Source organism: Brevibacillus parabrevis (genome assembly GCF_003710905.1).
GTDB classification, from domain to species: Bacteria; Bacillota; Bacilli; order Brevibacillales; family Brevibacillaceae; genus Brevibacillus; species Brevibacillus parabrevis.
The window spans coordinates 17,756-42,419 of record NZ_RHHV01000008.1; the positions used below are offsets into that span (position 1 = coordinate 17,756).

Below are 24,664 nucleotides of genomic sequence, written 5' to 3' on the forward strand. Positions count from 1 at the left end.
GATGCAGCGAGCAGGCGAGAGAGGGAGAGAACACGTGGAGAAAAAAACAATCGGCATTCTCGGCGCGACCGGAGTGGTTGGCGGCGCAGCTTTGGCGACAATTCTCACAGCTGCCGGGCATCGGGTCTTGCTAGGAGGACGGAATCCCGAGAAGCTTCGGGGACTGCTGGCGGGATGCGAGGACAGAGGCGATTTTTGGGAAGTGGACGTGTTCGACGCTTCCAGACTGGCTGATTTTTGCAGCCGCTGCGATATCGTGATCAACTGCGCTGGCCCTGCCAAGCAAGTGCTCGATAAAGTGGCTGTGGCGTGCCTGGAAAAAGGGGTTCACTACGTCGATGTATCCGGCGACGAGCATTTGTATCGGCTGCTGTTGACGAGAAAAGCGGAGATCGAGGCAAAAGGACTGCGCTTCGTCATCTCAGCGGGAGTGTACCCTGGCTTGTCAGAGATATTCCCTTCATACATAGCAGAGGAAGAGCTGGACAGCACCGAGCAGCTGGAACTGTTTTTTGCGGGTCAAGGCGATTTTTCCCTGAACGCTGCCTATGACATCGTGTGCAGCATCGAGGAAGACACGGGCTACGGGATGAGCTATTGCCGTGACGGAGAGGTGCGCAAAATCGACGGGCCTTTTCATAAAAGCTGCATGCTTCCCCAGCCAGCGGGCAAACGGGACACGTATCCCGTCCTGACCGAAGAATTTTGCCGGATGGCCCATGCCCACGACATCAAGGCGGCTTACTTTTACAACAGCTATCAACATAGCGGCATCTTGAATCAGTTTGTCATGATCAAGGCTCTTCAGCAGTACAAAACCGAGGAGCAAAAGCAGCACTCTGCCAAGCTTTTGTTGCAGCAGTTCGCAGCCAAAAAGCCGAACGTAGACGATTACACGATGTTCCATCTGCATGCAGACGGACTTCGCGACGGCGCTCCCGTCCGGCTGACAGCGACGCTGTTGTACCGGGGTGACTGGAACCGTTTGTCGGGCATCGTGGCGGCGACGGTTGCCCAGCTCGTGACGGAAGAAGCAGACAAAAAAGCGGGCTGCTACTACGTATCCGAAGGCGTATCACAGGCAGCTTTGACTCAGGCGCTTTGCCGCCAGGGCGTGGAGCTTGCGCTTGAACGAAGCGAAAGAACAGCGGGAGGTGCCCGATGACTCAAAAAGCAAATCGCAAGCTGCGTGTCGTCGTATGCGGCACTCGTTTTGGACAGTTTTACCTGGAAGCAGTGCGGGCGCTGCCTGAGCAGTATGAACTGGTCGGCTTGCTGGCAAAAGGCAGCGAGCGTTCGCGACAGTGCGCCGAGCGTCTGGGTGTTCCCTTGTTTACAGAAGTGGGGCAGCTTCCGGCCAATCTCGATCTCGCGTGCGTCGTTCTCCGCTCGACCGTGATGGGCGGACAGGGCACGAATCTGGCGCTGGAGCTTTTGGAGCGCGGCATTCACGTCCTGTCCGAGCAGCCGATTCATCAAAAAGATTTGGCGGCGTGCCTGAAGCAAGCGCGGCAATCCGGCGTTTATTTCATGACGGGTGACTTGTATGTGCATCTTCCTGCGGTCCGGCGATTTATCGCTTGCGCCAAAGAACTGTTCGCCAAACAGCCTGCCTTGTACATCGAGGCTGCTTGCGCCACGCAAGTTTCGTACCCGCTGATGCACATTTTGCAAGAGGCGCTGCCGACGATCCGCCCGTGGAAGATCAACCATGTGATCAAAGACGAAGGGCCTTTTCAGGTGCTGATCGGACAGCTCGGCAAAATTCCGGTGACGCTTTTGGCCCACAATGAAGTCGACCCTGATGATCCCGACAATCATTTGCATTTGTTGCACAAAATTACGATCGGTACAGCAGGAGGGAGCTTGTCGCTCACGGATACACACGGTCCGGTCGTCTGGCAGCCGCGCCTGCATGTGCCTGATTTGCCGGATATTCACGGAACGTTGGTGGCCTCTCCGCCTGCCCATATGCTCGAAAGCAGCACAGAAGTGCTCGGGACGTGCGAGACGGCAAGCTATCGCGATATTTTGACCAAGCAATGGCCGCAAGCGATCGGGCGTGATCTGCTGGCGATGCGGGAGATGATTTTGGGCAACGTGGATCGGGCGGCGATCGACATGCGGGCGCAGCAGGAGCTGCTTTGCTCTCGCGGCTGGCAAGACTGGACGCAGGCATTGGGCTATCCGGTGCTGCGCGCAAACGGGAAGCATCAGCCGATTTCGCTGGACGTGCTGCGGCAGGCGGCTTTGCAGATTTCCGATGACCTGCCTGAACCGGAAGAGTCGACAGTTCAGGGGGGAGAGGCAAACCGCGATGTGTTTACGTGCTCGACGGTGGCGGAAAGCGAACTGGCAGGCGTGGATGCGGGAGTGGTGAAGGAGGGCGTAGAGCGCCTGGAGCAAGCTGCCCTAGCGTCCATGCTGTTGGCATTGCAATCGCAAGGGGCGTTAGCTGAGCCCGATAGGCGATACAGCAGCTCCGACATTTTTTCGCTCGCTCAAGTGGCACCGCGTCACGAACCTGTCATCTGGCGCTGGCTGCACGTTTTGCAAGACAAAAACTACATAGATGCCCGTGAAGATGCTTTTCAGTGCGGACAGCGGATGAGCCGGGAAGAGGTGGAACGCCGCTGGATGATGGCGAAGGAAGCGTGGAGTGGCAAGCTTGGTTCGCCACTTGTCATCGACTACCTGAAAAGCAACGCCGATCAGCTTCCCGCGCTGATGAATGACACTCAGCAAGCAGCTTTGCTGCTTTTCCCGGAAGGCCGGATGGATGTCGCCAACGCGCTCTACCGCGATACGCTCGTCGCCAAGTATTTGAACAAATCGGTTGCAGAGGCGGCGAGCCGCATCGCTTCCGGCAAACGTTCGCTGCGCATCTTGGAAGTAGGCGCAGGGACAGGAGCCACGACGGACGGCGTCGTCGCGCGCTTGCGACCGCTAGTTGCCAAAGGTTTGCGTGTCGACTACATGTACACGGACGTGTCCCACTTTTTCCTTGCGGCTGCTCGCCAGCGGTTCAAGGATTGCCCGTGGATGAGCTTTGCGGTGGTCGATATAGACAAAAATTTGTTTGAACAAGGTGTGGAGCCAGGGAGTGTAGATATCGTCGTGGCGGCTGGCATGCTGAACAATGCCCGCGACACGGATCAAATCATTCGCAGTTTGATGGAGAGTCTGGTGCCTGGCGGGTGGATGCTCATTACCGAGCCGACCAGAGAATTTACGGAAATGCTGATCTCCCAGGCGTTCATGATGACGCCTCCTGTCGATGATCGGAAACAGACGCAATCGACCTTCATGACTGTTCAGCAGTGGCGCGATGTGTTTCATGGCGCTGGTGTGGGCGAGCTTGCGGTGCTGCCCGGCGAAGATCATCCGCTGGCTTTGCTCGGCCAGAAGCTGTTTGTCATCCAAAAAGGCCAAGAGGCAGAAAAAACGGAGCGGGAACTGGTTTTCACCGACAACTGCAACGATATGGCCAAGCTGACCAAATAGGAGTGTGTGCAAATGTCCCAAAACATCCAGATCAGTAGTATCGAGCTTTTGACGCGGCTTCGCGAGGAAGGTGTGTCTATCTGGGAAGAAGCGGGGAACCTGCGTTACAAGGCGCCAAAAGGCAGCCTGGCCCCCGAAGATTTGCAGATGCTTCGCGAACAAAAAGCAGAAATCGTGGCTCTTTTGCAAAAAGAGGCGCAGCCAGTCGAGGTTGTGCCTGATCCGGCCGCCCGCTTTACGCCTTTTCCCCTGACAGATGTGCAATCAGCTTACTTGCTGGGACGGTATGAGCTGTTCGGCTACGGCGGCGTGGCGTGCCACATTTATTTGGAGCTTGATTACGAACAGCTTGATCCGGTACGGGTCGAGGAAGTATGGAATCAACTGATTGCGCGTCACGATATGCTGCGTGCGACGATTGACTCCGACGGACAACAGCGGGTCATGGCAGAAGTGCCGCGCTTCAACGTGCCTTATACAGACACAAGCATGTTGGACAAAGCCAAAGCCGGGAGTGCACTGGAAGCGATCCGCGAAAACATGGGGCATCGCGTCTATGACACGGACAAGTGGCCGCTCTACGGCATCGCCGTGACCAAAACGGCAGATCGCGCCGTGCTGCATGTTTCCATGGAGTTTCTCATTGCTGACTGGGCGAGTATTTGGCTGTTGCTGTCTGAATTTGAGACGCTTTACAAGGAGCCGGGAAAAAGGCTGCCCGAGCTGCCGATCACGTTCCGCGATTACGTGCTCACGGAACGCACGTTGCGGGAGACAGTAGCTTATTCGCGGGACAAAGCGTACTGGCTGTCGCGCATCGATGATTTGCCGCAGACTCCGGATTTGCCGCTTGCCAAGGGAGAAGTTGAGGCGGGCAAGGCGCGTTTTCGCCGGGAGTTCATTCGCCTGGATGCGGCCAAATGGGACGTATTCAAGCAGCGGGCGCAAAAGCGGGGACTGACTCCGACTGCCGCTGTGATGACTGCCTATGCCGCCGTCATCGAGCGCTGGAGCCGAAATCGGGCGTTCAGCCTGAACTTGACACTGTTGAACCGCCAGCCGCTGCATGATCGCGTGCAAGATATCGTCGGGGATTTCACTTCGGTCAGTTTGCTGGCCGTAGACTGGGGAGCGGAGCGTTCCTTCCAGGGACGGGCAAAAGCGATTCAGAAGCAATTGTTCGAGGATTTGGATCATCGCCTCTATTCCGGCGTCGAGGTCATGCGCGAGGTGGCGCGCAGACGCGGGCGCGAAGCAGCGTTGATGCCGATTGTCTTCACCAGCGCGATCGGACTTGTCGGAATCGCAGAGGGAGAGCGGCTGTCCGGCAAAATCGGCGAATACGGCATCAGCCAGACGCCACAAGTGTTCATCGACTGCCAGGCGATGGACAGCGCCGAAGGGTTGCAAGTCAACTGGGACGTGCGGGAAGGCGTGTTTCCGGAAAAGATGGTAGACGACATGTTTGCGGCATTCGCCGATTTGCTGCAAGCGTTGGTTGAATCGGAACAGCGCTGGGAGGAAGGCGGCGAGCTTGCCCTGCCGCAATGGCAGCAAGCAGAGCGGCAAAAGATCAACGCCACACAGGCTCCGCTGCCTGACTACGCGCTGCACCAGCCGATCGTGGCGCAAGCGATGGCGACGCCGGACCGCCCGGCGGTGATTGACGCAAATGGTCAACTGACTTATGCAGAGCTGGTCAGACGTGCTGCGGCGATCGCCGGAAAGCTGAAAGAACTTGGTTGCCGCGAGCAGGACCGCGTGGCGATTGCGCTGGAAAAAGGCGTCGATCAGGTAGCCGCCGTGCTGGGCACGCTGTTTGCCGGAGGCGTGTACGTGCCGATTGATGCCAAGCAACCGCTGTTGCGAAGGCAGGCGATGACCGAACAAGCCGACATTCGTTTTGTGCTGACTGCTTCTGGATCAGACGCAGAGTGGCCGCAGGCGCTTCAACGCGTGGACGTCGACCAGGTGGCGGAGCAGCAGACGCCGCTCATTTTGCCTGACACGAATCCTGACTTGCCAGCTTACATCATTTACACGTCAGGCTCTACCGGGCAGCCAAAAGGCGTCGTCGTCAGCCACCGCGCTGCGGCGAACACGATTGTCGACATCAATCGCCGCTTTGCGGTCAACGAGAATGACAAGGTGCTCGGACTGGCTCAGCTCAATTTTGACTTGTCCGTCTACGACATATTTGGCCCGTTGTCGGTAGGGGGCGCGCTTGTCCTGCCGCAACCGGACAGGCAGACAGACCCGTCGCATTGGGTAGAGCTGATTCTTGCGCACGAAGTCACCGTGTGGGATTCTGTTCCCGCCATGATGCAAATGCTCGTCACCTATTTGGAAGGCACGCCGGAAGTATGCTTGTCCAAGCTGCGGCTGGCTATGCTCTCAGGCGATTGGATTCCCCTGTCGCTGCCGGATCAGATGACGAAGCGCCTGCCGTTCGCGCAGACAGTCAGCTTGGGGGGAGCCACGGAAGCGGCGATTTGGTCGATTTATCATGTGTACAAAGGACTGTTGCCCGACTGGCGCAGCATTCCGTACGGACAGCCGCTCGCTAACCAGGGCTTCCGGGTGCTCGATGCGCACATGCGCGATTGCCCGGTGTGGGTCACAGGCGAGCTGTACATTACCGGAGATGGCCTGGCCCAAGGCTACGCGGGTGACGAGCGACTTTCCCAGGAACGCTTCTTCCTGCACCCCGAAGATGGGCAGCGACTTTATCGCACCGGAGATTTGGGACGTTATCGGCCGGGCGGCGAGATTGAGTTCCTTGGCCGTGAAGATAACCAAGTGAAAATTCGCGGGCATCGCATCGAGCTGGGAGAAATCGAATCTGCTCTGCTCAAGCATCCTGCTGTCGCCGCCGCCGGAGTGGTCCTGGATGAAGCGAGCGACGAGCCGACGCTGCTTGCAATCGTGGAGCCAGCTCGCAAACCGGAACGCGACCGCAGCGCGGAAGCGGCCGAATTTGCCCAAATAGTCAGCGGCATCGGGGATACGGCAGGGGAGATCGCGGCGCACATCAGCGTGCAGGAAATCGAAGCGGCGATGACCAGCCTGGATCAGGCTGTGCTCTATTCCATGCTTCATGCGTTGCAAAAGCTCGGGTTTTTTGCAGCGAATCAGGTCGAGCCGTTGGCAGCGGTTTTGCATCCAGAGAAAATTTTGCCGAAATATCACTGGCTGGTACGCCGCTGGGTTGCAAGGCTGGAGCAGGCAGGGCTGCTGACCGCGCTTTCTGCTGAGCAGTATCGCAGCGAACAGACTGTCAGTGAGCAGCTCGTCGGCGAGTGCTGGGCGTCCGCGGAGGGCATTTGGACGAAAATGTTGGGAACGGACGGCTTTACCGCTTACGTTCGCAAAAACGCAGAAAAGCTGGCAGAGCTTTTGACTGGCGAAGAGGACCCGGTCGCGTTGCTGTTCCCCGAGGGGAAATGGGATCACGTCCATACGCTGTATATTGAGCATATCATGGCGAGTTATCTCAACCGTTGCATGTGCCTGCTTTTGCAGCAAATCGCCCAAAGACACGAAGGCAAGCCGCTGCGCATTTTGGAGGTCGGGGCCGGAACAGGAGCGACGACGGGGAACGTTTTGCAAGCGCTGGAAGGCTATCCGATCGAGTACGTCTTTACCGATGTCGCGCCGTTTTTCATTCCCGGAGCCAAGCAGCGCTTCGCCAAGTATCCGCACGTGAGCTTCGGCGTGTTCGATGTTGACCAAGACTACCGGGCACAAGGGTTGTCTCCGAACAGCTTCGACGTCGTGCTGGCGGCAGGGGTACTGGAAAATGCCCGTGACATACCAGCCAGCATGAGCAGGCTGCGGGAGCTGATTCGCCCGGACGGCTGGCTTGTTTTCACGGAGCCGACGATTGAGCATTTGTGGATTTTGGCTTCGCAAGCATTCATGATGATGGAGCCAGGAGACGAATTGCGCCTGGAGTCGTCCTATCTGGATCGCCATGACTGGCTTGCCCAGCTGCAAGAAGAGGAAGGCGAGCCGATTTTGCTGCTGCCGCAAGAAGACGACAAGCTGACTGCACTCGGGTTCCATTTGTTCGCCAAACGGATGAAGCAGGAGCGACTGGCGGTTCGTCCGCAAGAGCTGGAAGCATTTTTGAAAGGTCATGTGCCTGCGTACATGCTGCCGCAGCATTTGCAAGTAGTCGATGCGCTGCCGCTGACCGGAAATGGCAAGGTCGATCGGCGCACGTTGGCAAAATGGCGTCCTGCTGCAAGCGGAACACAAGAGATGGTCGCCGCGAGCGAGGAGAAGCTGGATGAGCTGGAAAGCATACTGGCTAAGCTGTGGGCGGAATCGCTCGGGCTGGCTTCCATCGGTCGCTCGCAAAGCTTTTACGAGCATGGTGCGGATTCGCTCATCATGGCGCAGGTGGCGGGAAGACTGCGCGACAAGCTGGCGGAGGACCCGGCGCAACCAGCCATCCCGTTTGACGCTCTGCTGCGGCAAATGCTGAACTATCCAACGGTAGCCGACTTGGCTGAGTTTATTCGCTCCCGTGAACAAGAGGAGCAGCCGCATACCGAGGAAGCATGGACGATCCACCAGCAAAACAGTGCAAGCAACGCTGTGCTGATTCCGTACGGAACGGCGCAGGAAGGGCCGCTGCGCGTCGTGTTCCACGCTGTGCTCGGGACGATGGACATTTTCCGTCCGCTGCTTGAGCACCTCAAAGCGCAAGGGATCGGCAGCATTGTAGGTGTGGCGATTGCTGACATGGAACGCTACTGCTCGCTTGACTCGGCAGAACTGATCGAGACAGTTGCAGACGATTACGCCGAATGCCTGATGGCAACAGGGCACAGCGAACTGCAACTGATCGGGTATTCCCTGGGCGGCCTGATCGCCGTCGAAGTGGCAAGGCGGTTGATGGAGCGGGGCGTGCAGGTCGCGGATCTTGTGTTGATCGACATTCCGCCGATCTTCACCGAAGTGGATGACGATTTGCTCGTCGAAACACTCTTTATCCCGAACCTGAATGTTTCGCTGGAGCAGGCAGGCTTTGGCAAGGTGGATGAGCAAGATTTGGCTCGTGGCGTCATGCAGCTCGTGGAGCAGCACGGAGAGTGCATTCCGCAAGGCGCTGCCGTGACGATTGGCGGAGATGCCGGGCTGGATCAGGTAGGAGAGCTATTTGGCAAAATGGCTGCGGTCAGCAAAGCGGAGCGCTTCCAGGCTTATGTCGAAGCGAAGGCCAGAACAACCGGAGAACAAATGCCGATCGAGATGGCGGAGGGCTTGTGCCAGGTGTTCCGCCAAAGCTTCAAAGCCGCCCGCTACACGCCGTTGCCGTACATGGGCGACATCCGCTTCCTTTTGGCGAGCGAACCGTTCTTGTTCCTGCCGCGCACAGATGACACGACGCTGTCCTTCTGGCAGGATGTATGCCTTGGCGAGCTGGACGTCATTACGATTGAGGGCAACCATTTCAGTTGCATGATGGAGCCGAATGTAAGCAGGCTGGCGCAATTGCTGGAAGCGCCGTTCACACAAAAATAAAGAACAAGGGAGGGATCGCTCCGTGAACCTGCCTCGGGCAGAGCGAAAGGGGGCATCCCTCTTCCTGCTTCTTTTGCACGAACGAAGCAACGACCTAGCGACCCAGCGACGGTTTACCCGTCCAAACGCGTCTTTTCGCGCGTCGCCATTTCAACGGGAAAATGCTGCGCTGCTGTTGGAATCGTGTTACCCTATTGACAATGAACGTGCATGTTTTGCCTGTGAGTGAACTATTTTCATACAAACATACATATCGATATACCGATGGAGAAAGGATGGTAACGATGAGCAACAAACCGTTTCCCGACAATCAGTCGTCTGCTTTCTGTCAACGCTCCCGGCAAATCGGCAACAGGACCTTCGTGGTGACTTGCCGGGAGTTTTTCGCGAAGCAGGCCGACTTTTTGCTCGAATTGCTGGCGGATGTGGAAAGCGAGAGCGGGCCGATTCAAAATGGCGCGAAGATTCAAGTGGGCTGGACTATTTTCATCGTGAACGAACGCGATGGGCAGATGGAAGTCGTGGCACCAGACTACGATACCAATCCGTTCACGGACACCAATCCGGACTTGTCCGTGTCGCTCTATGTGCAACTGGCGCAAAACCATTGCCTGCAAACGTTGCAGATCGCGGGTGAAGCCGCCTTGTTCCAGGACAAGATCGTCGTCGCCAAAGGCGCCTTGGAGCAAAAACGGATTTATTTGCAGCGTGGCGACCATGCAGGCGACGGCGATTCAGGCTGGTATCTCGGGCCAGTGGAAGGGGAAGTGGACAGCGATGATTTGCAATCGTACTACATTTTCCAACTGTTGAAACACCGCCCGTCTGTCTTGCAGGTGCTGGCGCTGCCGCCCGGTTATCTCGCTGTTTTCGATGGCGAGCAACTGGAAGCGGTGCTTGACGAGCATGACGAAAACGTCTGGCCGATCTTGCATTAAAGCACGTCGCTGCGAGGGTTTGACTTGTCCTTGTCCGGTCCAGGCAAAAGCTGTCCGCGCAGCGCGGCAAAGCAAAAAAACAGAGCAAAGCGCTTAGTTGCCCAAGCCAGCCAATGCTTTGTTCACCAACTGATCGACTTGTCTCGTCGTCTCCGGCAGACGGTACTTGGGAGCAAGCCGCGTGATCCATTCGCAGGCAGTCGGCAAGGAAATGCCATGCCCGACGGAGACGAATACAGGCTTTGTGTCCGCTTGCGTGCGCAAAACAGCGCCGACGATCTCGCCCTCGTCCAGCAAGGGAGAGCAGGCTCCTCTGTGTGAATCGGGCTGTGCGTACTCGCCAAGCAGACGCGTTTTGCCGCAGCCGATAGCAGGAATGTCGTACAAAAGTCCGACGTGGCTGGCAAGTCCGAATCTGCGCGGGTGAGCGATGCCTTGCCCATCGCAAACGATCAGTTGCGGCACGGTTTGCAGCTTTTCGAATGCTTTCATCAGCGGAGGAAGCTCCCGGAACGAGAACAGACCCGGAATATACGGAAAAGCTACCGAATCCGAAACGACGACAGATTCCACGACTTGCAAGCTTGCCGCATCCAGAACGACGATTCCGGCGACGAGCACATCTTCCGCTACATGGTAGGCGACATCGACTCCGGCGATATGCTGCACTTCTTTTACTTGATCTTCCGTTTTGACTTGCAGGGCCAGTTGCTTTTGCAGAGAAATGGCTTCCTGCTCCGTGAGAGTCCACGGATGGTGGATGACGGGTTGCATTTGGTGACCTCCTGACTGAAGTGATCTCGCAAAAAAGACTACCAGTAGTTTACAGCCCAACGATAAATCAAGCCAGCCCCGCACTCGGAGGGCTGGCTTTTTTGGATGTCATTTGCCGTTAATGAGCTTTGGCCTGGCTTGGCTGCTGTTTTTGCTTTTGTCCAAAACGGTTCGCACCCCACACGCCGATGAGAATGAAGACAATTCCTGCCGCCTGGTACCAGTAAAACGATTCGTGCAAGATCAGCACGCCGCCGATGATGGAGACACCCGTACTGAGATTCCAGTAGGAGGCTGCCTTGGAGGCTTCCAGCTTGGCCAGCATGTAATTCATCAAAAAGAAGGCGACCACAGACGAGAGAACGCCGAGGTACAAAACCGCCTGCAAGAGAGCCGGATTGGCGAGCGGTGCGACATACTGGTCGACCGTGCCATTCACGGCATGCTGCCCGAGCGCGATCGCATTAAAAATAAGCGCGCCTGTCCACATCATGACGTAGGTGATTTCCAGCGGACTGAATTGCGCTGAGGACTTGCGCGACAAAATGTTGTAGACGCCGGAAGTGACAATGGCCGCCAACAGGTACAAGATGCCTGTCAGGCTGGATTGCGCCTCGAATTTCATCAAATTGATAAACAGCACGCCGCCGACGGACAATACAATAAACAGCCATTGCAAAAGCGTCGTTTTTTCCTTGAGGAAGATCGTCGCCATGATGGTGACGGCAATCGGAATCAGCGCGATCATCGTACCCGCTTCGGAGGAAGAGGTGTAGCGGATGCCTTGCGCTTCAAAAATAAAGTACAGAAACGGATAAAAAAACGAGAGCCAAAGCAACGGGGCGATGCTCTTGTTCCGATACGATATTTTGATGACGCCAGCAAGCTTCAACAGGCCGAGCACAACCGCAGCGATGCCGAAGCGATAGGCGATCATCTGGATCGTATTGTTTTGCAGTTCATCCAAAGCCACTTTGGAAAACAGAAACGAAAAGCCGAAAATGAGTGACGAGACGATGCCAGCCAAGACGGGCTTGAAGCTGGAGTGTGCGGTATTCATGGAGTTTTCCCCTCTCCTGTCAAGAAAGTCCTGCACCAGAAAAAGGGTGAGGGCATGGCGATTACGATTAAGGACATTGCCAAGAGAGCAAACGTATCAACCGCAACGGTTTCACGGGTGATCAACAACAAATCGGAAGGCATCTCGCCGCAGACGCGGGAGTACATCCAGTCGATCATCAAGGAGCTGAATTATCAGCCAAATGCATTGGCTCGCGGGTTGATCACACGCAAGACAAGCACGATCGGGCTGATTCTTCCCGATATCACCAACCCGTTTTTTCCGGATTTGGTGCGCGGGATTGAGGATGCCGCAAACAAGGCAGGCTACAGCGTATTCCTAGGCAATTCTGATGACAATGCGAAAAAAGAAAAGAAATACGTCCAGTTGATGACAGAGAAAAAAGTGGACGGCATCATCTTCTCCAGCACGGCGAAGTATTCCAAGGATTTGTATGACGAGCTGATCGCGGCCGACATTCCAGTCGTCCTGATTGACCGGGGAGAATCCGGAGACGCTTACAGCGGTGTTTACATGAAAAATGAAGAAGGCGCTTACATGGCGACGAAGCATTTGCTGGAGCAAAACCACACGCGGATCGGCTGCATCAGCGGGCCGCCAAGCGTGCAGAACTCCCAGGATCGTGTCGAAGGCTACAAGCGAGCGTTGGCCGAAGCAGGGATTTCCGTTCAGGAATCATGGATCGTCTCTGGCGGCTATCGGATCGACGGCGGCTATGAGGTCGCGAGAAAAATGCTGGCTGACGGAGAGGTCACTGCGATTTTCGCCTGCAACGACTTGATGGCAATCGGCGTCTACGAAGCCGCGCAGGAGCTTGGCAAAAGCATTCCGCGCGATGTATCGGTCGTAGGGTTTGACGACATCCGGCTGATTTCCACCCTGATGCCCAAGCTCACAACGATTCGCCAGCCCGCCTACCAGATGGGCAAGGAAGCGGCGAAAATCTTGATTCAAAGCATCAAGAAAAAGGGGATCAAGCAAAAGGTCGTGTATTGGGAGCCGGAGCTGATGATCCGCCAGAGCACAACCAAACTGTAATCGTCACCAAGCCACCAAAAAAGGGAGAGGGAAGCGATGAAAAGACCGATTATCATGGACTGCGATCCCGGACACGATGACGCGCTGGCAATCTTGCTGGCGCTCGCATCGGACAAGCTGGATGTGAAGCTCATTACGACAAGTGCCGGCAATCAGACGCCGGACAAAACGTTGAACAACACGTTGAAGCTGCTCAGCTTTATCGGGGTAACCGATATCGAAGTGGCAGGAGGGGCTCCCAAGCCGTTGGTACGCGACCTGATTATTGCCGAAGATATTCACGGAGAGACAGGCATTGACGGCGCGGACTTGGGCGAGGCGAAGTTTGCCGCGAGCAACAGAAGCGCGTTGGATGCGATGCGTGATGTTTTATTGAATACAAAAGAAAGCGTTACCATTGTGGCGACCGGGCCGCTGACCAACGTGGCGATCCTGTTGAACGCCTACCCGGAAGTGAAAGAAAAGATCGAGTGCATCTCGCTGATGGGCGGGGCCTGCTTTGGCGGCAACATCACGCCAGCAGCCGAGTTCAACATTTACGTTGACCCGGAGGCAGCCGATATCGTCTTCCGCTCCGGAGTTCCGATCATCATGAGCGGCCTTGATGTGACGCTGAAAGCGCAGCTGTTCCAGGAAGATATCGACCGCATTCGCCACATCGGCAACAAGACAGGCCAAGTCATGGCAGGCTTGCTCGACTTTTTCAATCTTTCCAACACGCCGCATTTTCTGGCAGAGCCGGGACATGTGGAGGGCTTGCACATGCACGATCCTTGCGCAGTCGCGTACTTGCTTGACCCGACGCTGTTCCGCGGACTGGACTGCTACGTCGAGATTGAAACATCCGGCCGCTTGACCACAGGCTGCACCGTCGTGGACTACAACCGCGTGACGGGCAAACCGGCGAACGCCAAAGTGCTGTTCGAGATTGACAGAGCACGTTTTGCAGATATGCTACACGCTGCCATCAAGCAGTTTGTATAAAAATTTTTCAGCAAAAGGAGGATTCTGGTATGAAAACCGGCATCAAGAATGACTTCACTCTCATGGCAATCCTGCTGATTCCTGTTTGCGTCGCCATCAACATGGTCGGCTTCCAAATTGCTCAGCTGCTTCGTCTACCTATCTTCTTGGACAGCATCGGCACACTGGTCATCGCCATGGTAGCAGGTCCGTGGGTAGCGCTCGTGGCAGGCTTGATTACCAACCTGATCAACTCGATCTTCAACCCGGTTTATCTTCCCTTCTCCCTCGTTTCCATGGCAGTAGGCTTGGCAGCGGGCTTCCTTTCCATGAAAGGGATGTTCAAGAAGGTTTGGAAAGTAATTATCGCGGGCATTATCCTGGCATTCGTCTCTACTATTATTGCGGCTCCGATCACTGTCATTTTGTTTGGCGGCGTTACCGGTTCGACTGGCGGAGCGATTACCGCTGTCTTGCTGGCATCCGGCCAACAAATCTGGACGGCTGTGTTCTCCACACAGTTCATTCAGGAAATCGGCGACAAGCTGCTGTCGGCATTCATTTGCTTCCTGATCGTTCGCAACATGTCTGACCGCTATTTGTCCAAGCTTAACTACGGACAAATTTACATGAAAGACTAAACGTGATTCATCGCTGTCTGGTTCTTTGGGCATCTGTTCGAGGGGGCCAGGCAGCGATTCATTTTACCCCATGGAAGAGGAGGTAAGGATTATGTCGCAAGCTGCCAAGACCAACTACATCCTTAACTTGTATCCCACAACGAAGCTGTTGTTTACTTTGTTCATCGCGCTCTCCGTCTTCATCGTTCCAACCTACTGGTACGCTTATGCGATGCTGCCAGTGTGCCTGATCATCGCCATCGCGGCGGGGCAGGGCAAGGAATTTATCACACTCGTTCGCAACGGGCTGTTGATTCTGCTCGTGTTTATCTTCCTGATGCAAGCCTTTTTCTATCCGGGCGCGCAAATTTTGTGGCAAGCAGGCATTTTGAAAATCACCCAGGAAGGCATTTTGTACGGCTTGAATATGACTTCGCGGATTTTGGCGATCGGTTCGGCGTTCATCCTGTTTTTCCGCATTACTTCTGTCAAAGACTTCGTGTATTCGCTTGAAAAGCTGGGTCTGCCTCCAAAAGGGGCTTATGTCGTACTGGCGACACTGCAAATCATTCCGGAAATGAAAAAGCAGACGAGTGTCATTATGGATGCGCAAAAAACGAGAGGTGTGGAAACGGAAGGGACGATGATGGTGCGGGCAAAAGCGTTTCTCCCGACAATCAGTCCGCTGATCCTCTCTTCGCTGGCAAGCACGGAGGAAAGAGCGATTACATTGGAATCGCGCGCTTTTTCTGCGCCAGTCAAGAAAACACACCTGTACGAAATATATAAAACCAAGCATGACACGGTCGTGCGGATCGGAATGCTCGTTGCCTTGCTGATTCTGATTGCGGGGAGGATTTTGTTATGAACAGCGTAATCAAAATATCCAACATGAGCTACAAATACCCGACGGGCAAGGTCGACGTCCTGAAAAACATCAACATCGAGATCGAAAAAGGACTGCTGTACGCTGTGGTTGGCCCCAACGGCGGAGGGAAAACCACGTTTTGCAACGTCCTGCGCGGGTTCATTCCGCATTTTTATCGGGGGGACTTGCGCGGCGAGGTGCTCGTCAACGGGAAAAACATCGTCGAGAGCACATTGGGCGAGTTGTCGTTGTCTGTCGGCTTTGTCTTCCAAAATCCGTTCATTCAAATCAGTGGCGTCAAAGAAACCGTGTTCGAGGAAGTCGCCTACGGACTGGAAAACCTCGGGGTGCATCCTGACGAGATTCGAACGCGAGTAGAAGCGATTTTGAAGCTGGTCAAGATCGAGCATCTGCGTGACAAAAATCCGTTTGAACTGTCCGGCGGTCAGCGCCAGCGCGTCGCTTTGGCCTCGATCATCGTGATGGAGCCGGACATTTTGGTCATCGACGAACCGACCTCGCAGCTAGATCCGCAAGGTACGGAAGAAGTTTTCGAGATCATCCAGATCATGAAGGAAAAAGGCAAGACGATCATTCTGGTCGAGCACAAAATCGAACTGATTGCCGAATTTGCGGATCGCGTCATTTTGCTGCACGATGGCGAAATCGTCATGGAGGGCACAACGCAAGACGTCCTCTCCGATGAAAAGGCGCTCTCCTACGATGTCATGCTTCCGCAGTACGCCATGCTGGGACTGGAGCTGAAAAAACGCGGAGTGCCGCTGCGCAAAATCCCGATTACCGAAGAGCAGGCCGTCGAAGAAATGAACTGGTGGATGGCAGAAAGGGGAGTTCGCATATGAGCTTCATTTCCTTGAAAAATATCACTTTCGCTTATCCGAACGGACATACAGCGGTAGAAAACGTTTCCATGGAGATTGGCAAAGGCGAGACGGTCGCCATCGTCGGCCAAAATGGCGCGGGCAAAACGACGGCGGTAAAGCTGATGAATGGCTTGTTGAAGCCGACCAAAGGCGATGTTATTATTGATGATTGGAATACAAAAGAGCATACGACCGCGCAAATTTCGCGCAAGGTAGGCTACGTGTTCCAAAATCCGGATGACCAGATCTTCCATAGCGATGTTTACAGCGAAGTCGAGTTCGGGCCAAAAAAACTCGGCTTGTCTGTAGAGCAAACGAAGGAAAATGTCATGAAAGCGGCGAAACTGGCTGGGATCGAGCCGTACTTGCAGGAAAACCCGTACAATTTGCCGTATTCCATGCGCAAGTTCGTGACCATGGCGGCAGTAGTGGCGATGGATTGCGATGTGATCATTCTCGATGAGCCGACCGCAGGCCAAGACATGCAGGGGATGCAACGCATCTCTTCCCTGATCGCCGCCTTGAAAAGCGAAGGCAAAACCGTCATTACGATCACGCATGACATGGAGTTTGTCGTGCAAAATTTTGAGCGTGTCATCGTCATGGCCCACAAAAATGTAGTAGCGGATACGAACAAGCGGGACATTTTCTGGAATCACGCGATTTTGGAAGAAAGCATGCTGAAGCAGCCGCACATTAGCAGATTGAGCCATACGCTCGGCTTGCCAAAGCAAATTTTGACGATCGAAGAATTTGTAGAGACCATGCTGTAAAAAGCGGCTGGGGGAGGTAGCACGTTGTGAAAATCGCAGTAGTAGGAAGCATCAATATGGATCTCGTCTCCCACGTCCACCATCTGCCCAAGGCAGGAGAAACGATTGCAAGCCATGACTTTATGCTGATTCCAGGCGGAAAAGGGGCGAATCAGGCAGTTGCTGCCGCACGTCTGGGCGCGCACGTATCCATGATCGGAATGGTGGGCGAGGATGAAAATGGCACCATCATGCTTGCGGGCATGACAGAGGCGCAGGTTCATGTCGAAGGAATCAAGCGCGAGGGTACGACTGGCATGGCCTTCATCAATGTCAGCGATGACGGGGAAAACAACATTGTGCTGGTTCCCGGAGCCAATGCACAAGTGAGCATAGAGCACATCGATGAGAACCTGTCGATTATCGAGCAGAGCGACGTCGTGCTGTTGCAGCTGGAAATCCCGCTCCACGTCGTGGAATACGTCGTGAAAAAGGCAGCTGCGCTCGGCAAGCTGGTCATTTTGAATCCGGCTCCGGCAAGGGCACTCTCGCAGGAACTGTTACAGCATGTGCACACCTTGACGCCGAATGAAACAGAGCTGGCCATTTTGAGCGGTCTGCCCGTCACGACGCCGGAAGAAGCCGGGGAAGCGGCGAGAAAGCTTTTGGCAAGCGGTCCGAGACGGATCATTGTCACCCTGGGCGAAAAAGGCGCGCTTTTGGTCACGGAGGAGAAAACCGTGCATGTGCCTGCTTGTCGGGTCGAGCCAGTGGATACGACTGCGGCAGGCGATTCGTTTACCGCAGCTTTTGCCGTGGGCATGGCAAAAGGGATGTCGGATGTGGAAGCAGCCGGATTTGCCAGCAAAGTGGCTGCGATCGTCGTGACCAGACGCGGGGCGCAGCCATCGCTGCCCACGCTGGCAGAAGTAGAGGCGCACTCCTTTTAGCGAGCGTCTGTATCTTTCTATCATGTCATGGACGAAAACGAAAGAAAAAGCAAACGTGTTTTGGAGCGCAATGTTCCAAAGACGCGTTTGCTTTTTGTTTTTAGGAACGCTTCTGCAACAGCTCCAACACCCACTCGCACCAGGCGATATCTTCTTTCATGCGCCGTGATCCCCATGAAAGCAGCAAATAATCCCCAAATTCCGGATGGTTCGGATGGTCGGGCGGATACGAATGTTCGGCAGAATCACTCTCGTACTCCTTTAAGTAGTGCTCGTACATGTCCAAATGCTCGCGACATTGCTGGATGCGCTCGACAAACATCGTAGAGGCCGCTTTTTCGTCCGCCAATCCGAGGCAGTACGTTTTCAGCACCAGCTCGTCACGCAAAACAGGCTCTGCTGCCGGCTCGCTAAGCCAGACTTTTAGTGCAATCTGTCCTTTTTCTGTAATGGAATACACTTTTTTATCAGGACGATCCGTCTGGTGGATGCGAGTGAACTCCAGATAGCCCTCCTGTTCCAGCTTCGCCAGCAGCGGGTAAATTTGGCTGTGCTTGGCCTGCCAAAATGGTTGCAGCTGGAGCATCAAATCATAGCCGGAGCTTGGTGTGCGGGCAACCAGCCCGAGGAGTCCATACGCGAGTGTGTTCAAAGTGAAAAGCCCCCTGACTTTAGCGAATATCAACCTCATTATAGGAAGGGTTTTCTGGCGAAGCAAGAGAGAACCTGCGTCCTGTATAGCTTCTCCCAAGCGAAAGCAGAAAATCCAAAGTTACCCTCTTGAAAGTCAAAGAAGGTCAAACTATAATAAAGTCATCGAAGGTCAGAAATGGTCAAACAACCGTTGACCTGTCGAACACACAAATAAGAAAAAATCCAAAAGCATGATTTTGGGGGTATGAAACATGCAATGTGAAATCTGCAAACAACGACAAGCAACTGTGTCCGTCCATATACGCGTGCAAGACAAACAGCAAGCCTACAACCTGTGCCGGGAGTGCAATGCCAAGCTCGGCAGCAAAATGGGAGTAGGGATGGGCTTCAGCCCGTTCTCTTCCTTCTCCGGTCTGGACGACTTCCTGCAAGGCTTCGCACAAGCGCAGGCCCATGCAAAAGGCGGTCAACAGCCGAACATGAAGGGACAGGCGACAACTGCGGACAGAGGCGGCCTTCTGGACGAACTGGGGCGCAATCTGAACGATGCGGCCCGCGCAGGGCTGATTGATCCGGTCATCGGACGCGACCAGGAAATCGAGCGTGTGATCGAGATTTTGAACCGCCGCAACAAAAACAACCCGGTGCTCATCGGGGAGCCGGGTGTAGGGAAGACGGCAATTGCCGAAGGTCTGGCCTTGCGCATTACGGAAGGTCAAGTGCCTGCCAAGCTGAAAAACAAGCAAGTGTACGTGCTGGACGTGGCTTCTCTGGTCGCAGGCACGGGGATTCGCGGACAATTCGAGGAAAAGATGAAGCAAGTGATTGCCGAGCTGCAATCGCGCAAAAACGTCATCCTGTTCGTGGATGAAATTCATTTGCTGGTGGGAGCAGGCTCTGCGGAAGGCTCGATGGACGCCGGAAACATTCTCAAGCCTGCTCTGGCGCGCGGCGAACTGCAACTGGTTGGGGCCACTACCTTAAAAGAGTACCGCGTCATTGAAAAGGATGCCGCGCTGGAGCGCCGCTTGCAGCCTGTGATGGTCAAAGAGCCGACAGTGGAGGCCGCTATCGAGATTTTGCAAGGACTGCGTCCGAAATACGAAGCTTTCCACCAGGTCGCTTACTCCGATGACGTGCTCCGCGCCTGCGTCGAATACTCGCATCGTTACATCCAGGATCGCTTCCTGCCTGACAAGGCGATCGACCTGATGGATGAAGCCGGATCGCGGCTGAATCTCCGCTCTTCTGCGGCAGATACGAGCCAGCTGCATGAGCGTCTGGCGCAAATTAACCAGGAGAAAAAAGCAGCGACCGAGCAAGAAAATTACGAGCAAGCTGCCCGCCTGCGCGATGAGGAAGCGGAAATTCTCGGCAAGCTGGATCAGCTTGATGGGGCCGCTAATCGCACGAAAGTGGAAGTATCGGATATTCAGGAGATGATCGAGCAAAAAACAGGCATCCCTGTCCGCAAGCTGCAAAGCGACGAGCAGGAGCGGATGAGAAATTTGGCTGCTCACCTGGAAGCCAAAGTCATCGGGCAATCGGAAGCTGTCGCACAGGTCGCCAAGGCGATTCGCCGCAGCCGCGCCGGGTTGAAGCCGAAAAATCGGCCAATTGCCTCCTTCCTGTTCGTCGGACCGACTGGCGTAGGGAAGACAGAGCTGTCCAAAGCGCTCGCCGAGGAGCTGTTCGGCACGAGAGATTCGATGATTCGCCTCGACATGAGCGAATACATGGAGAAGCATTCCGTCTCCAAGCTGATCGGTTCGCCTCCAGGCTATGTGGGGCACGAGGAAGCGGGACAGTTGACCGAGCGAGTGCGCCGCAATCCGTACAGCATCATTTTGCTGGATGAGATCGAAAAGGCGCACCCGGACGTCATGCACATGTTCCTGCAAATTTTGGAGGATGGCCGCCTGACAGACAGCCAGGGCCGCACCGTGAGCTTCAAGGAAACGGTCATTATCGCAACGAGCAATGCCGGAGTGGCTGAGCGCAAAAAAGCGTTAGGCTTCGGCGCCGAGGAACAGCAGCCTGGCACTGTGCTTGATTCGCTGGGAGCGTACTTCAAACCGGAATTTTTGAACCGCTTCGACTCGATTATTTCTTTCGCTCATCTGGAAAAGCAAGACTTGGTGCAAATCGTGGAGCTGCTGCTCCAGGAAGTCGTGCTGAATCTCGGGGAGCAAGGAATCGAGCTTGAAGTGACAGACGCTGCCAAAGAAATGTTGGCTGAGCTGGGCTACAATCCCGCTTTCGGGGCACGCCCGCTGCGTCGCGTGATCGCCCAGCAGGTCGAAGATGGCATCGCCGATCTGTTGATGGAGGAAGCGGATGTGCGCAAGATCGTGGTGGAAGTTGAGGAAGAAGCGATTCGCGTGAAAAAAGCATAAGGGTTTGTCCCAAAAAGAGTCCCTGACGGCTAGACAGGGACTCTTTCTTTCCTAATATAGAGATAGAAGCGAGCGTTTGCGCAAAAAGAGATTGCTATTGGCTTGCAAGCTGAAGATTTCGCATCGGAACCCATCCGTATTCCCGGTTGGTGGACATACACCATCCCCAGCCATTCAGCTCTTGGAGCAACTCAACCGTATCTCCTTCATTTACATCTAGCTCTTTTGCGGAGTAATTTTCCGTAATGATGCCTTCCTTGTCCTTTGCTTGAATAATCTGTTCAGGCACCCAGCCTTCCATGCTATGGTCAAGCGTATAGCAGTACCTCCAGTTCCTCCAACCGTCGGGATCATCGTCGACTCGACCGAGTATGACGGTTTGACCTTGAGTCAATTCAATGGGGGTAGGGTAGTTTATTCGGTGCTGAATCATGACTTTATATGTTTGGCTCATATTGCAGCTCCTTTCTGAATAATGATTCAAGCCAGGCTACAAGCTGATCATTCCCCTGCTTGCTTGTTGGCAGTTTGCATCAGCTGTTTTTTGGCCCGCATTTTTCGCACCAAAAGTCCGATCAGCAAAATCGGGATCATCAGCAAGAACACGTACAGGGAGGCGTGACCGACCATATTTTCCGCCATCCGCCCGTAAAAGTAAAACAGGAAACCGACGAGGTAAAATTTCACGGCTCTGCCGATTGCGGCATAACCGATCAGCTTCCAGAGCGGATAATTCAGACAGCCGGACAAGATCGTGAATACTTTGAACGGAATCGGGGTGAAGGAGCCGACAAAAATGGCGACTTCGCCTCTTTTTTGAAACATCTCGGTTGCCGAGTCAATCCACTCTTTTTTGAGCAGTTTGTACAGGACAGAGTGGCCGAGCAGTTTACCGAGAAAGTAGCCGACGGGTGTACCAACCAGACACGCGATATATCCTGCGGTTGCAATCCATAAAGCAGCGGATGGATCAATCAGGCTTAATGAAACTTGCAGAAAGAATACAGGAATGGGGAAGATGACGGCGTCTGCGAAAGAATGGATGACGACTCCCCAAATGCCGTATTCCATCAAAAAATCTAAAACGTTCTGAACCATTTCATTCTCCTTTGTCCATCTCATGCGATCCGCCTGCTGCGACGGATAAAAATGGGTAGAGTCGTGTGGCGTAACGATGTTGTATACAAATTAAGACGGATATTCCCGAAATATGGTTACGGTTGCTGCTTTTGCAAAAACTTTTTTCTTTCATTATAACCGCATCGCATGCAATACTGCCATCAACTCGTCAATTCCTTTTTCCACCGATTCGGCCTTGGCGTTGGATACATTCAGCTTCAAAATATTTTCCCGGGGAAACAGGGGCAAATAATGCCTGTCTGCCGCTTCCAACAAGATCGAGCGTTTTTTAGCCAGCTGGATCAGACGGGATGCGTCAACTCGCGGGTCCAGCACAAGATGCGTGTGAATCCCCGGATAAGGCAGAGGGCGAAACGCAAACAGAGCGTCAGCGCGGGCTGCATGGGCGAGCAGCGCTTCTGTCAGAAGCTTCGATCGGAGCTGATACGATTGGCGGATTTTTTGCCTGTGCCGTTCAAACATGCCGCTTTTCAAATAAATTTCCAGCGCGGCTTGGGACAGCATGGAGCTATCGATGTCCCGCAGCCGTTTGAACTGCAAAAACGACTCGCACAGCGCATCGGGAATGACGGCGACACCGAGGCGCAGCCCGGGAAAAATGATTTTGGAATAGCTTTTCATGTAAATCGTCCGCTCGAAACGATCGTAGGAGAACAGCGGGTCTGCCTTGCTGTCATGCTCCAAATCTGCCATATGGTCGTCTTCCACGATGTAAACGTTGTAGCGGTGGGCCAGTTCGGCAATGCGCTGTTTTTCCTTGCGCGTATACGACGTTCCGAGCGGGCTGTGAAAGCGCGGCATCGTGTAAAAAAATTTGATCTTTTCTGTCCGGAAAATGCGCTCCAGCTCGTCCAGATCAATTCCTTGCGCCGTTCGCATGATCCCAGTCACCGGAATGTTGTGCATCTGCAAGTAATCGATGAACAGATGGTAGCTCGGCTGCTCGATCAGGACGGTTTCCCGCCCGTTGGGGAACGGAATCGTACACAAAAGTGACAGCGCCTGCTGAACGCCGGATGTGATGAAGATGTTCGCTGGCTTGGCAAAAACCTGATGGTTGGCCAAATGCTTGGCGATCACGGGGATGAGCGTTGGCAGCCCTTTGGCGGTGCCGTACAGGAACAGGTCGTTGCGGTATGTCTCAATCGCTTTGTTGATACAGTGTTGAAAGTCAAGGTACGGAAACACGTCAGGATCAGGGGCAGAGGTGGCGAAGTCGATGCTGTTACAGTTGTTTGGCTCGCTGTCGCGCTGCTTTTTGACGACGTAAAAGCCGCTGCGGTCTACCGAGTAGATCAGATGACGTTTCTCCAACTCGTTCAGCGCCTGGATCACCGTGCTGTTGCTGCATTGATATTGGGTTGCCAACTCGCGGATGGACGGCAGCTTGTCGCCATCCTGGTAGGTGTTGCCCTCGATCAGCGTCTCCAACTCGTTTTGCAATTGCAAATATTTATGCATGAAATCCCTTCCTGGCGCATGGACTTTGTATCGGTACAGATCGTCTTTTTTTGCATTGTAGCATGATTGCCGCCCCATTACTATGAAAGCAGGAAATAATTGCTGCATAGGCAACGATTGGGGAGAGATCAGCTTGAAGGATCAACATAAAGCTATAGGGGCCGCACTTTTGAATGCCATGATCGTCGGCTTGTCGTTTATTTTCGTAAAAATGGCGCTGACGTCAGCCACTCCGATGGACGCGATGGCGCACCGCTTTACGATCGCTTTTGTCGCCGCGACGATTCCCGTTTTGTTCGGATGGGTCCAGCTGTCGATCAAGCCGCGCGACATTTTGGTCATTTTGCCATTGGCTTTGCTCTATCCGGCGCTGTTTTTCGGGCTGCAAACGTTTGGACTGGTGTACACGACCGCGTCGGAAGCCGGGATCATTGTCGCCACCGTTCCGATTTTCACGATGGTCATGGCCGCTTTTTTTCTCGGCGAGACATCTACGTGGCTGCAAAAGTTTTGTACGTTGCTGTCTGTAGCAGGTGTCGTGTTCATTTTCGCGATGAAGGGCGCAGGGGTAGGGATGGGCAGCAGCCTCGGCACCATTTTGATCTTGCTCTCGGCCTTGTCGCTCGCGGGGTATAGCGTGTTGGCGAAGAAGATGACGAAAGCCTTCCATTATATAGACGTCACGTATATGGTTTCCGTAATCGGCTTTTTGGCCTTCAACGCGCTGGCCTTGATCCAGCATGGCGCAAACGGCACGCTGTCGGAGTTTTTCCTGCCGCTCACGCATTCGTCGTTTATTATCTCGGTGCTCTATTTGGGTGTGCTGTCTTCTTTGGTGACATCTTTCATGACGAATTTTGCCTTGTCGAAAATGGAAGCGTCGAAGATGAGTGTTTTCAACAACTTGTCAACGCTCGTGACGATTGCCGGGGGTGTGGCGCTTCTCGGGGAGCAGATCGCCTACTACCATCTGCTTGGCGCGCTCATGATCATTCTCGGTGTCATCGGGACGAATTTCCTGGGAAAGAAAAAAGGAACCGCGGTAGACACCAACGGGAAGCTCAAATCGCAATCTTTGTAAGAACAAACGCACAGGAAAAATGGAGCAG

The 24,664-nt window shown here is 54.4% G+C and carries 19 protein-coding genes; 13 read left to right on the top strand and 6 right to left on the bottom strand.

From position 1 onward, the window contains the following. The first annotated feature begins 34 nt into the window (after window positions 1–34). From EDM60_RS09735 to EDM60_RS09750, 4 genes are all read left to right on the top strand, one after another. Complete coding sequence (locus tag EDM60_RS09735; RefSeq protein WP_122964060.1) at window positions 35–1,165, top strand: saccharopine dehydrogenase family protein; 1,131 nt, start codon at window positions 35–37, stop codon at window positions 1,163–1,165. Continuing rightward, complete coding sequence (locus tag EDM60_RS09740) at window positions 1,162–3,504, top strand: bifunctional Gfo/Idh/MocA family oxidoreductase/class I SAM-dependent methyltransferase (RefSeq protein ID WP_122963808.1); 2,343 nt, start codon at window positions 1,162–1,164, stop codon at window positions 3,502–3,504. The genes EDM60_RS09735 and EDM60_RS09740 overlap by 4 nt, the downstream gene beginning before the upstream one ends. A 12-nt stretch (window positions 3,505–3,516) precedes the next feature. Further along, window positions 3,517–9,036 carry a non-ribosomal peptide synthetase gene (locus EDM60_RS09745; RefSeq protein WP_122963809.1) on the top strand — a complete coding sequence of 1,840 codons (5,520 nt, stop codon included), beginning with the start codon at window positions 3,517–3,519 and terminating at the stop codon, window positions 9,034–9,036. A 284-nt stretch (window positions 9,037–9,320) separates the two neighbouring features. Then, window positions 9,321–9,974: an immunity protein Imm33 domain-containing protein gene (locus EDM60_RS09750; protein ID WP_122963810.1), complete on the top strand. Its 654-nt coding sequence runs from the start codon at window positions 9,321–9,323 to the stop codon at window positions 9,972–9,974. A 93-nt stretch (window positions 9,975–10,067) separates the two neighbouring features. Here the strand turns inward: EDM60_RS09750 and nfi are convergent, their stop codons facing one another. After that, entirely contained in the window at window positions 10,068–10,748 is a 681-nt protein-coding gene (gene nfi, locus EDM60_RS09755; RefSeq protein WP_122963811.1) for a deoxyribonuclease V, read from the bottom strand. A 118-nt stretch (window positions 10,749–10,866) separates the two neighbouring features. Continuing rightward, a complete protein-coding gene (locus tag EDM60_RS09760) occupies window positions 10,867–11,808 on the bottom strand; it encodes a DMT family transporter (protein ID WP_122963812.1) in 942 nt (313 codons plus the stop codon). Window positions 11,809–11,862: 54 nt separating this feature from the next. Here EDM60_RS09760 and EDM60_RS09765 point away from each other — a divergent pair, with 54 nt between their 5' ends. The 7 genes from EDM60_RS09765 (at window position 11,863) to rbsK (ending at window position 17,904) form a co-directional block, all read left to right on the top strand. Beyond that, window positions 11,863–12,867 carry a LacI family DNA-binding transcriptional regulator gene (locus EDM60_RS09765; protein ID WP_122963813.1) on the top strand — a complete coding sequence of 335 codons (1,005 nt, stop codon included), beginning with the start codon at window positions 11,863–11,865 and terminating at the stop codon, window positions 12,865–12,867. A gap of 36 nt (window positions 12,868–12,903) precedes the next feature. Then, complete coding sequence (locus EDM60_RS09770; protein WP_122963814.1) at window positions 12,904–13,851, top strand: nucleoside hydrolase; 948 nt, start codon at window positions 12,904–12,906, stop codon at window positions 13,849–13,851. A 29-nt stretch (window positions 13,852–13,880) separates the two neighbouring features. Next, window positions 13,881–14,471, top strand: a complete 591-nt coding sequence (locus EDM60_RS09775; RefSeq protein ID WP_122963815.1) for an ECF transporter S component — start codon at window positions 13,881–13,883, stop codon at window positions 14,469–14,471. 91 nt (window positions 14,472–14,562) lie between these two features. Then, window positions 14,563–15,318, top strand: a complete 756-nt coding sequence (locus EDM60_RS09780) for an energy-coupling factor transporter transmembrane component T (RefSeq protein WP_122963816.1) — start codon at window positions 14,563–14,565, stop codon at window positions 15,316–15,318. Continuing rightward, complete coding sequence (locus EDM60_RS09785) at window positions 15,315–16,181, top strand: energy-coupling factor ABC transporter ATP-binding protein (RefSeq protein WP_122963817.1); 867 nt, start codon at window positions 15,315–15,317, stop codon at window positions 16,179–16,181. The genes EDM60_RS09780 and EDM60_RS09785 overlap by 4 nt, the downstream gene beginning before the upstream one ends. Then, window positions 16,178–16,975 (top strand): energy-coupling factor ABC transporter ATP-binding protein, encoded by a 798-nt coding sequence (locus EDM60_RS09790; RefSeq protein ID WP_122963818.1) that lies wholly within the window; start codon window positions 16,178–16,180, stop codon window positions 16,973–16,975. The genes EDM60_RS09785 and EDM60_RS09790 overlap by 4 nt, the downstream gene beginning before the upstream one ends. Before the next feature lie 26 nt (window positions 16,976–17,001). Further along, window positions 17,002–17,904 carry a ribokinase gene (gene rbsK, locus EDM60_RS09795; protein WP_122963819.1) on the top strand — a complete coding sequence of 301 codons (903 nt, stop codon included), beginning with the start codon at window positions 17,002–17,004 and terminating at the stop codon, window positions 17,902–17,904. Between the two features lie 100 nt (window positions 17,905–18,004). Here rbsK and EDM60_RS09800 read toward each other — a convergent pair whose 3' ends face one another. Continuing rightward, complete coding sequence (locus tag EDM60_RS09800) at window positions 18,005–18,556, bottom strand: PadR family transcriptional regulator (protein ID WP_122963820.1); 552 nt, start codon at window positions 18,554–18,556, stop codon at window positions 18,005–18,007. A gap of 253 nt (window positions 18,557–18,809) precedes the next feature. Here EDM60_RS09800 and EDM60_RS09805 point away from each other — a divergent pair, with 253 nt between their 5' ends. Next, on the top strand, window positions 18,810–20,954 hold the full coding sequence (locus tag EDM60_RS09805; RefSeq protein ID WP_122963821.1) for an ATP-dependent Clp protease ATP-binding subunit: 2,145 nt from the start codon (window positions 18,810–18,812) through the stop codon (window positions 20,952–20,954). A gap of 94 nt (window positions 20,955–21,048) precedes the next feature. Here EDM60_RS09805 and EDM60_RS09810 read toward each other — a convergent pair whose 3' ends face one another. The 3 genes from EDM60_RS09810 to EDM60_RS09820 all read right to left on the bottom strand — a co-directional run bounded on the left by EDM60_RS09810 (window position 21,049) and on the right by EDM60_RS09820 (window position 23,555). Then, window positions 21,049–21,408, bottom strand: a complete 360-nt coding sequence (locus EDM60_RS09810; RefSeq protein WP_122963822.1) for an SH3 domain-containing protein — start codon at window positions 21,406–21,408, stop codon at window positions 21,049–21,051. 47 nt (window positions 21,409–21,455) lie between these two features. Then, on the bottom strand, window positions 21,456–22,052 hold the full coding sequence (locus EDM60_RS09815; protein ID WP_122963823.1) for a YqaA family protein: 597 nt from the start codon (window positions 22,050–22,052) through the stop codon (window positions 21,456–21,458). A 153-nt stretch (window positions 22,053–22,205) separates the two neighbouring features. After that, window positions 22,206–23,555 (bottom strand): aminotransferase-like domain-containing protein, encoded by a 1,350-nt coding sequence (locus tag EDM60_RS09820; protein WP_122963824.1) that lies wholly within the window; start codon window positions 23,553–23,555, stop codon window positions 22,206–22,208. Window positions 23,556–23,688: 133 nt separating this feature from the next. Between EDM60_RS09820 and EDM60_RS09825 the strand changes: the two genes are divergently transcribed. Further along, window positions 23,689–24,636, top strand: coding sequence for a DMT family transporter (locus tag EDM60_RS09825; protein WP_122963825.1), 948 nt, complete (start codon window positions 23,689–23,691; stop codon window positions 24,634–24,636). Window positions 24,637–24,664: the final 28 nt, after the last annotated feature.

Excerpts from the sequence above, each read along its gene's own strand:
- EDM60_RS09740 (WP_122963808.1), top strand. The coding sequence starts at position 1,162 with ATGACTCAAAAAGCAAATCGCAAGCTGCGTGTCGTCGTATGCGGCACT.
- EDM60_RS09745 (WP_122963809.1), top strand. The coding sequence starts at position 3,517 with ATGTCCCAAAACATCCAGATCAGTAGTATCGAGCTTTTGACGCGGCTT.
- EDM60_RS09750 (WP_122963810.1), top strand. The coding sequence starts at position 9,321 with ATGAGCAACAAACCGTTTCCCGACAATCAGTCGTCTGCTTTCTGTCAA.
- nfi (WP_122963811.1), bottom strand. The coding sequence starts at position 10,748 with ATGCAACCCGTCATCCACCATCCGTGGACTCTCACGGAGCAGGAAGCC.
- EDM60_RS09760 (WP_122963812.1), bottom strand. The coding sequence starts at position 11,808 with ATGAATACCGCACACTCCAGCTTCAAGCCCGTCTTGGCTGGCATCGTC.
- EDM60_RS09765 (WP_122963813.1), top strand. The coding sequence starts at position 11,863 with ATGGCGATTACGATTAAGGACATTGCCAAGAGAGCAAACGTATCAACC.
- EDM60_RS09770 (WP_122963814.1), top strand. The coding sequence starts at position 12,904 with ATGAAAAGACCGATTATCATGGACTGCGATCCCGGACACGATGACGCG.
- EDM60_RS09775 (WP_122963815.1), top strand. The coding sequence starts at position 13,881 with ATGAAAACCGGCATCAAGAATGACTTCACTCTCATGGCAATCCTGCTG.
- EDM60_RS09780 (WP_122963816.1), top strand. The coding sequence starts at position 14,563 with ATGTCGCAAGCTGCCAAGACCAACTACATCCTTAACTTGTATCCCACA.
- EDM60_RS09785 (WP_122963817.1), top strand. The coding sequence starts at position 15,315 with ATGAACAGCGTAATCAAAATATCCAACATGAGCTACAAATACCCGACG.
- EDM60_RS09790 (WP_122963818.1), top strand. The coding sequence starts at position 16,178 with ATGAGCTTCATTTCCTTGAAAAATATCACTTTCGCTTATCCGAACGGA.
- EDM60_RS09805 (WP_122963821.1), top strand. The coding sequence starts at position 18,810 with ATGCAATGTGAAATCTGCAAACAACGACAAGCAACTGTGTCCGTCCAT.
- EDM60_RS09810 (WP_122963822.1), bottom strand. The coding sequence starts at position 21,408 with ATGAGCCAAACATATAAAGTCATGATTCAGCACCGAATAAACTACCCT.
- EDM60_RS09815 (WP_122963823.1), bottom strand. The coding sequence starts at position 22,052 with ATGGTTCAGAACGTTTTAGATTTTTTGATGGAATACGGCATTTGGGGA.
- EDM60_RS09820 (WP_122963824.1), bottom strand. The coding sequence starts at position 23,555 with ATGCATAAATATTTGCAATTGCAAAACGAGTTGGAGACGCTGATCGAG.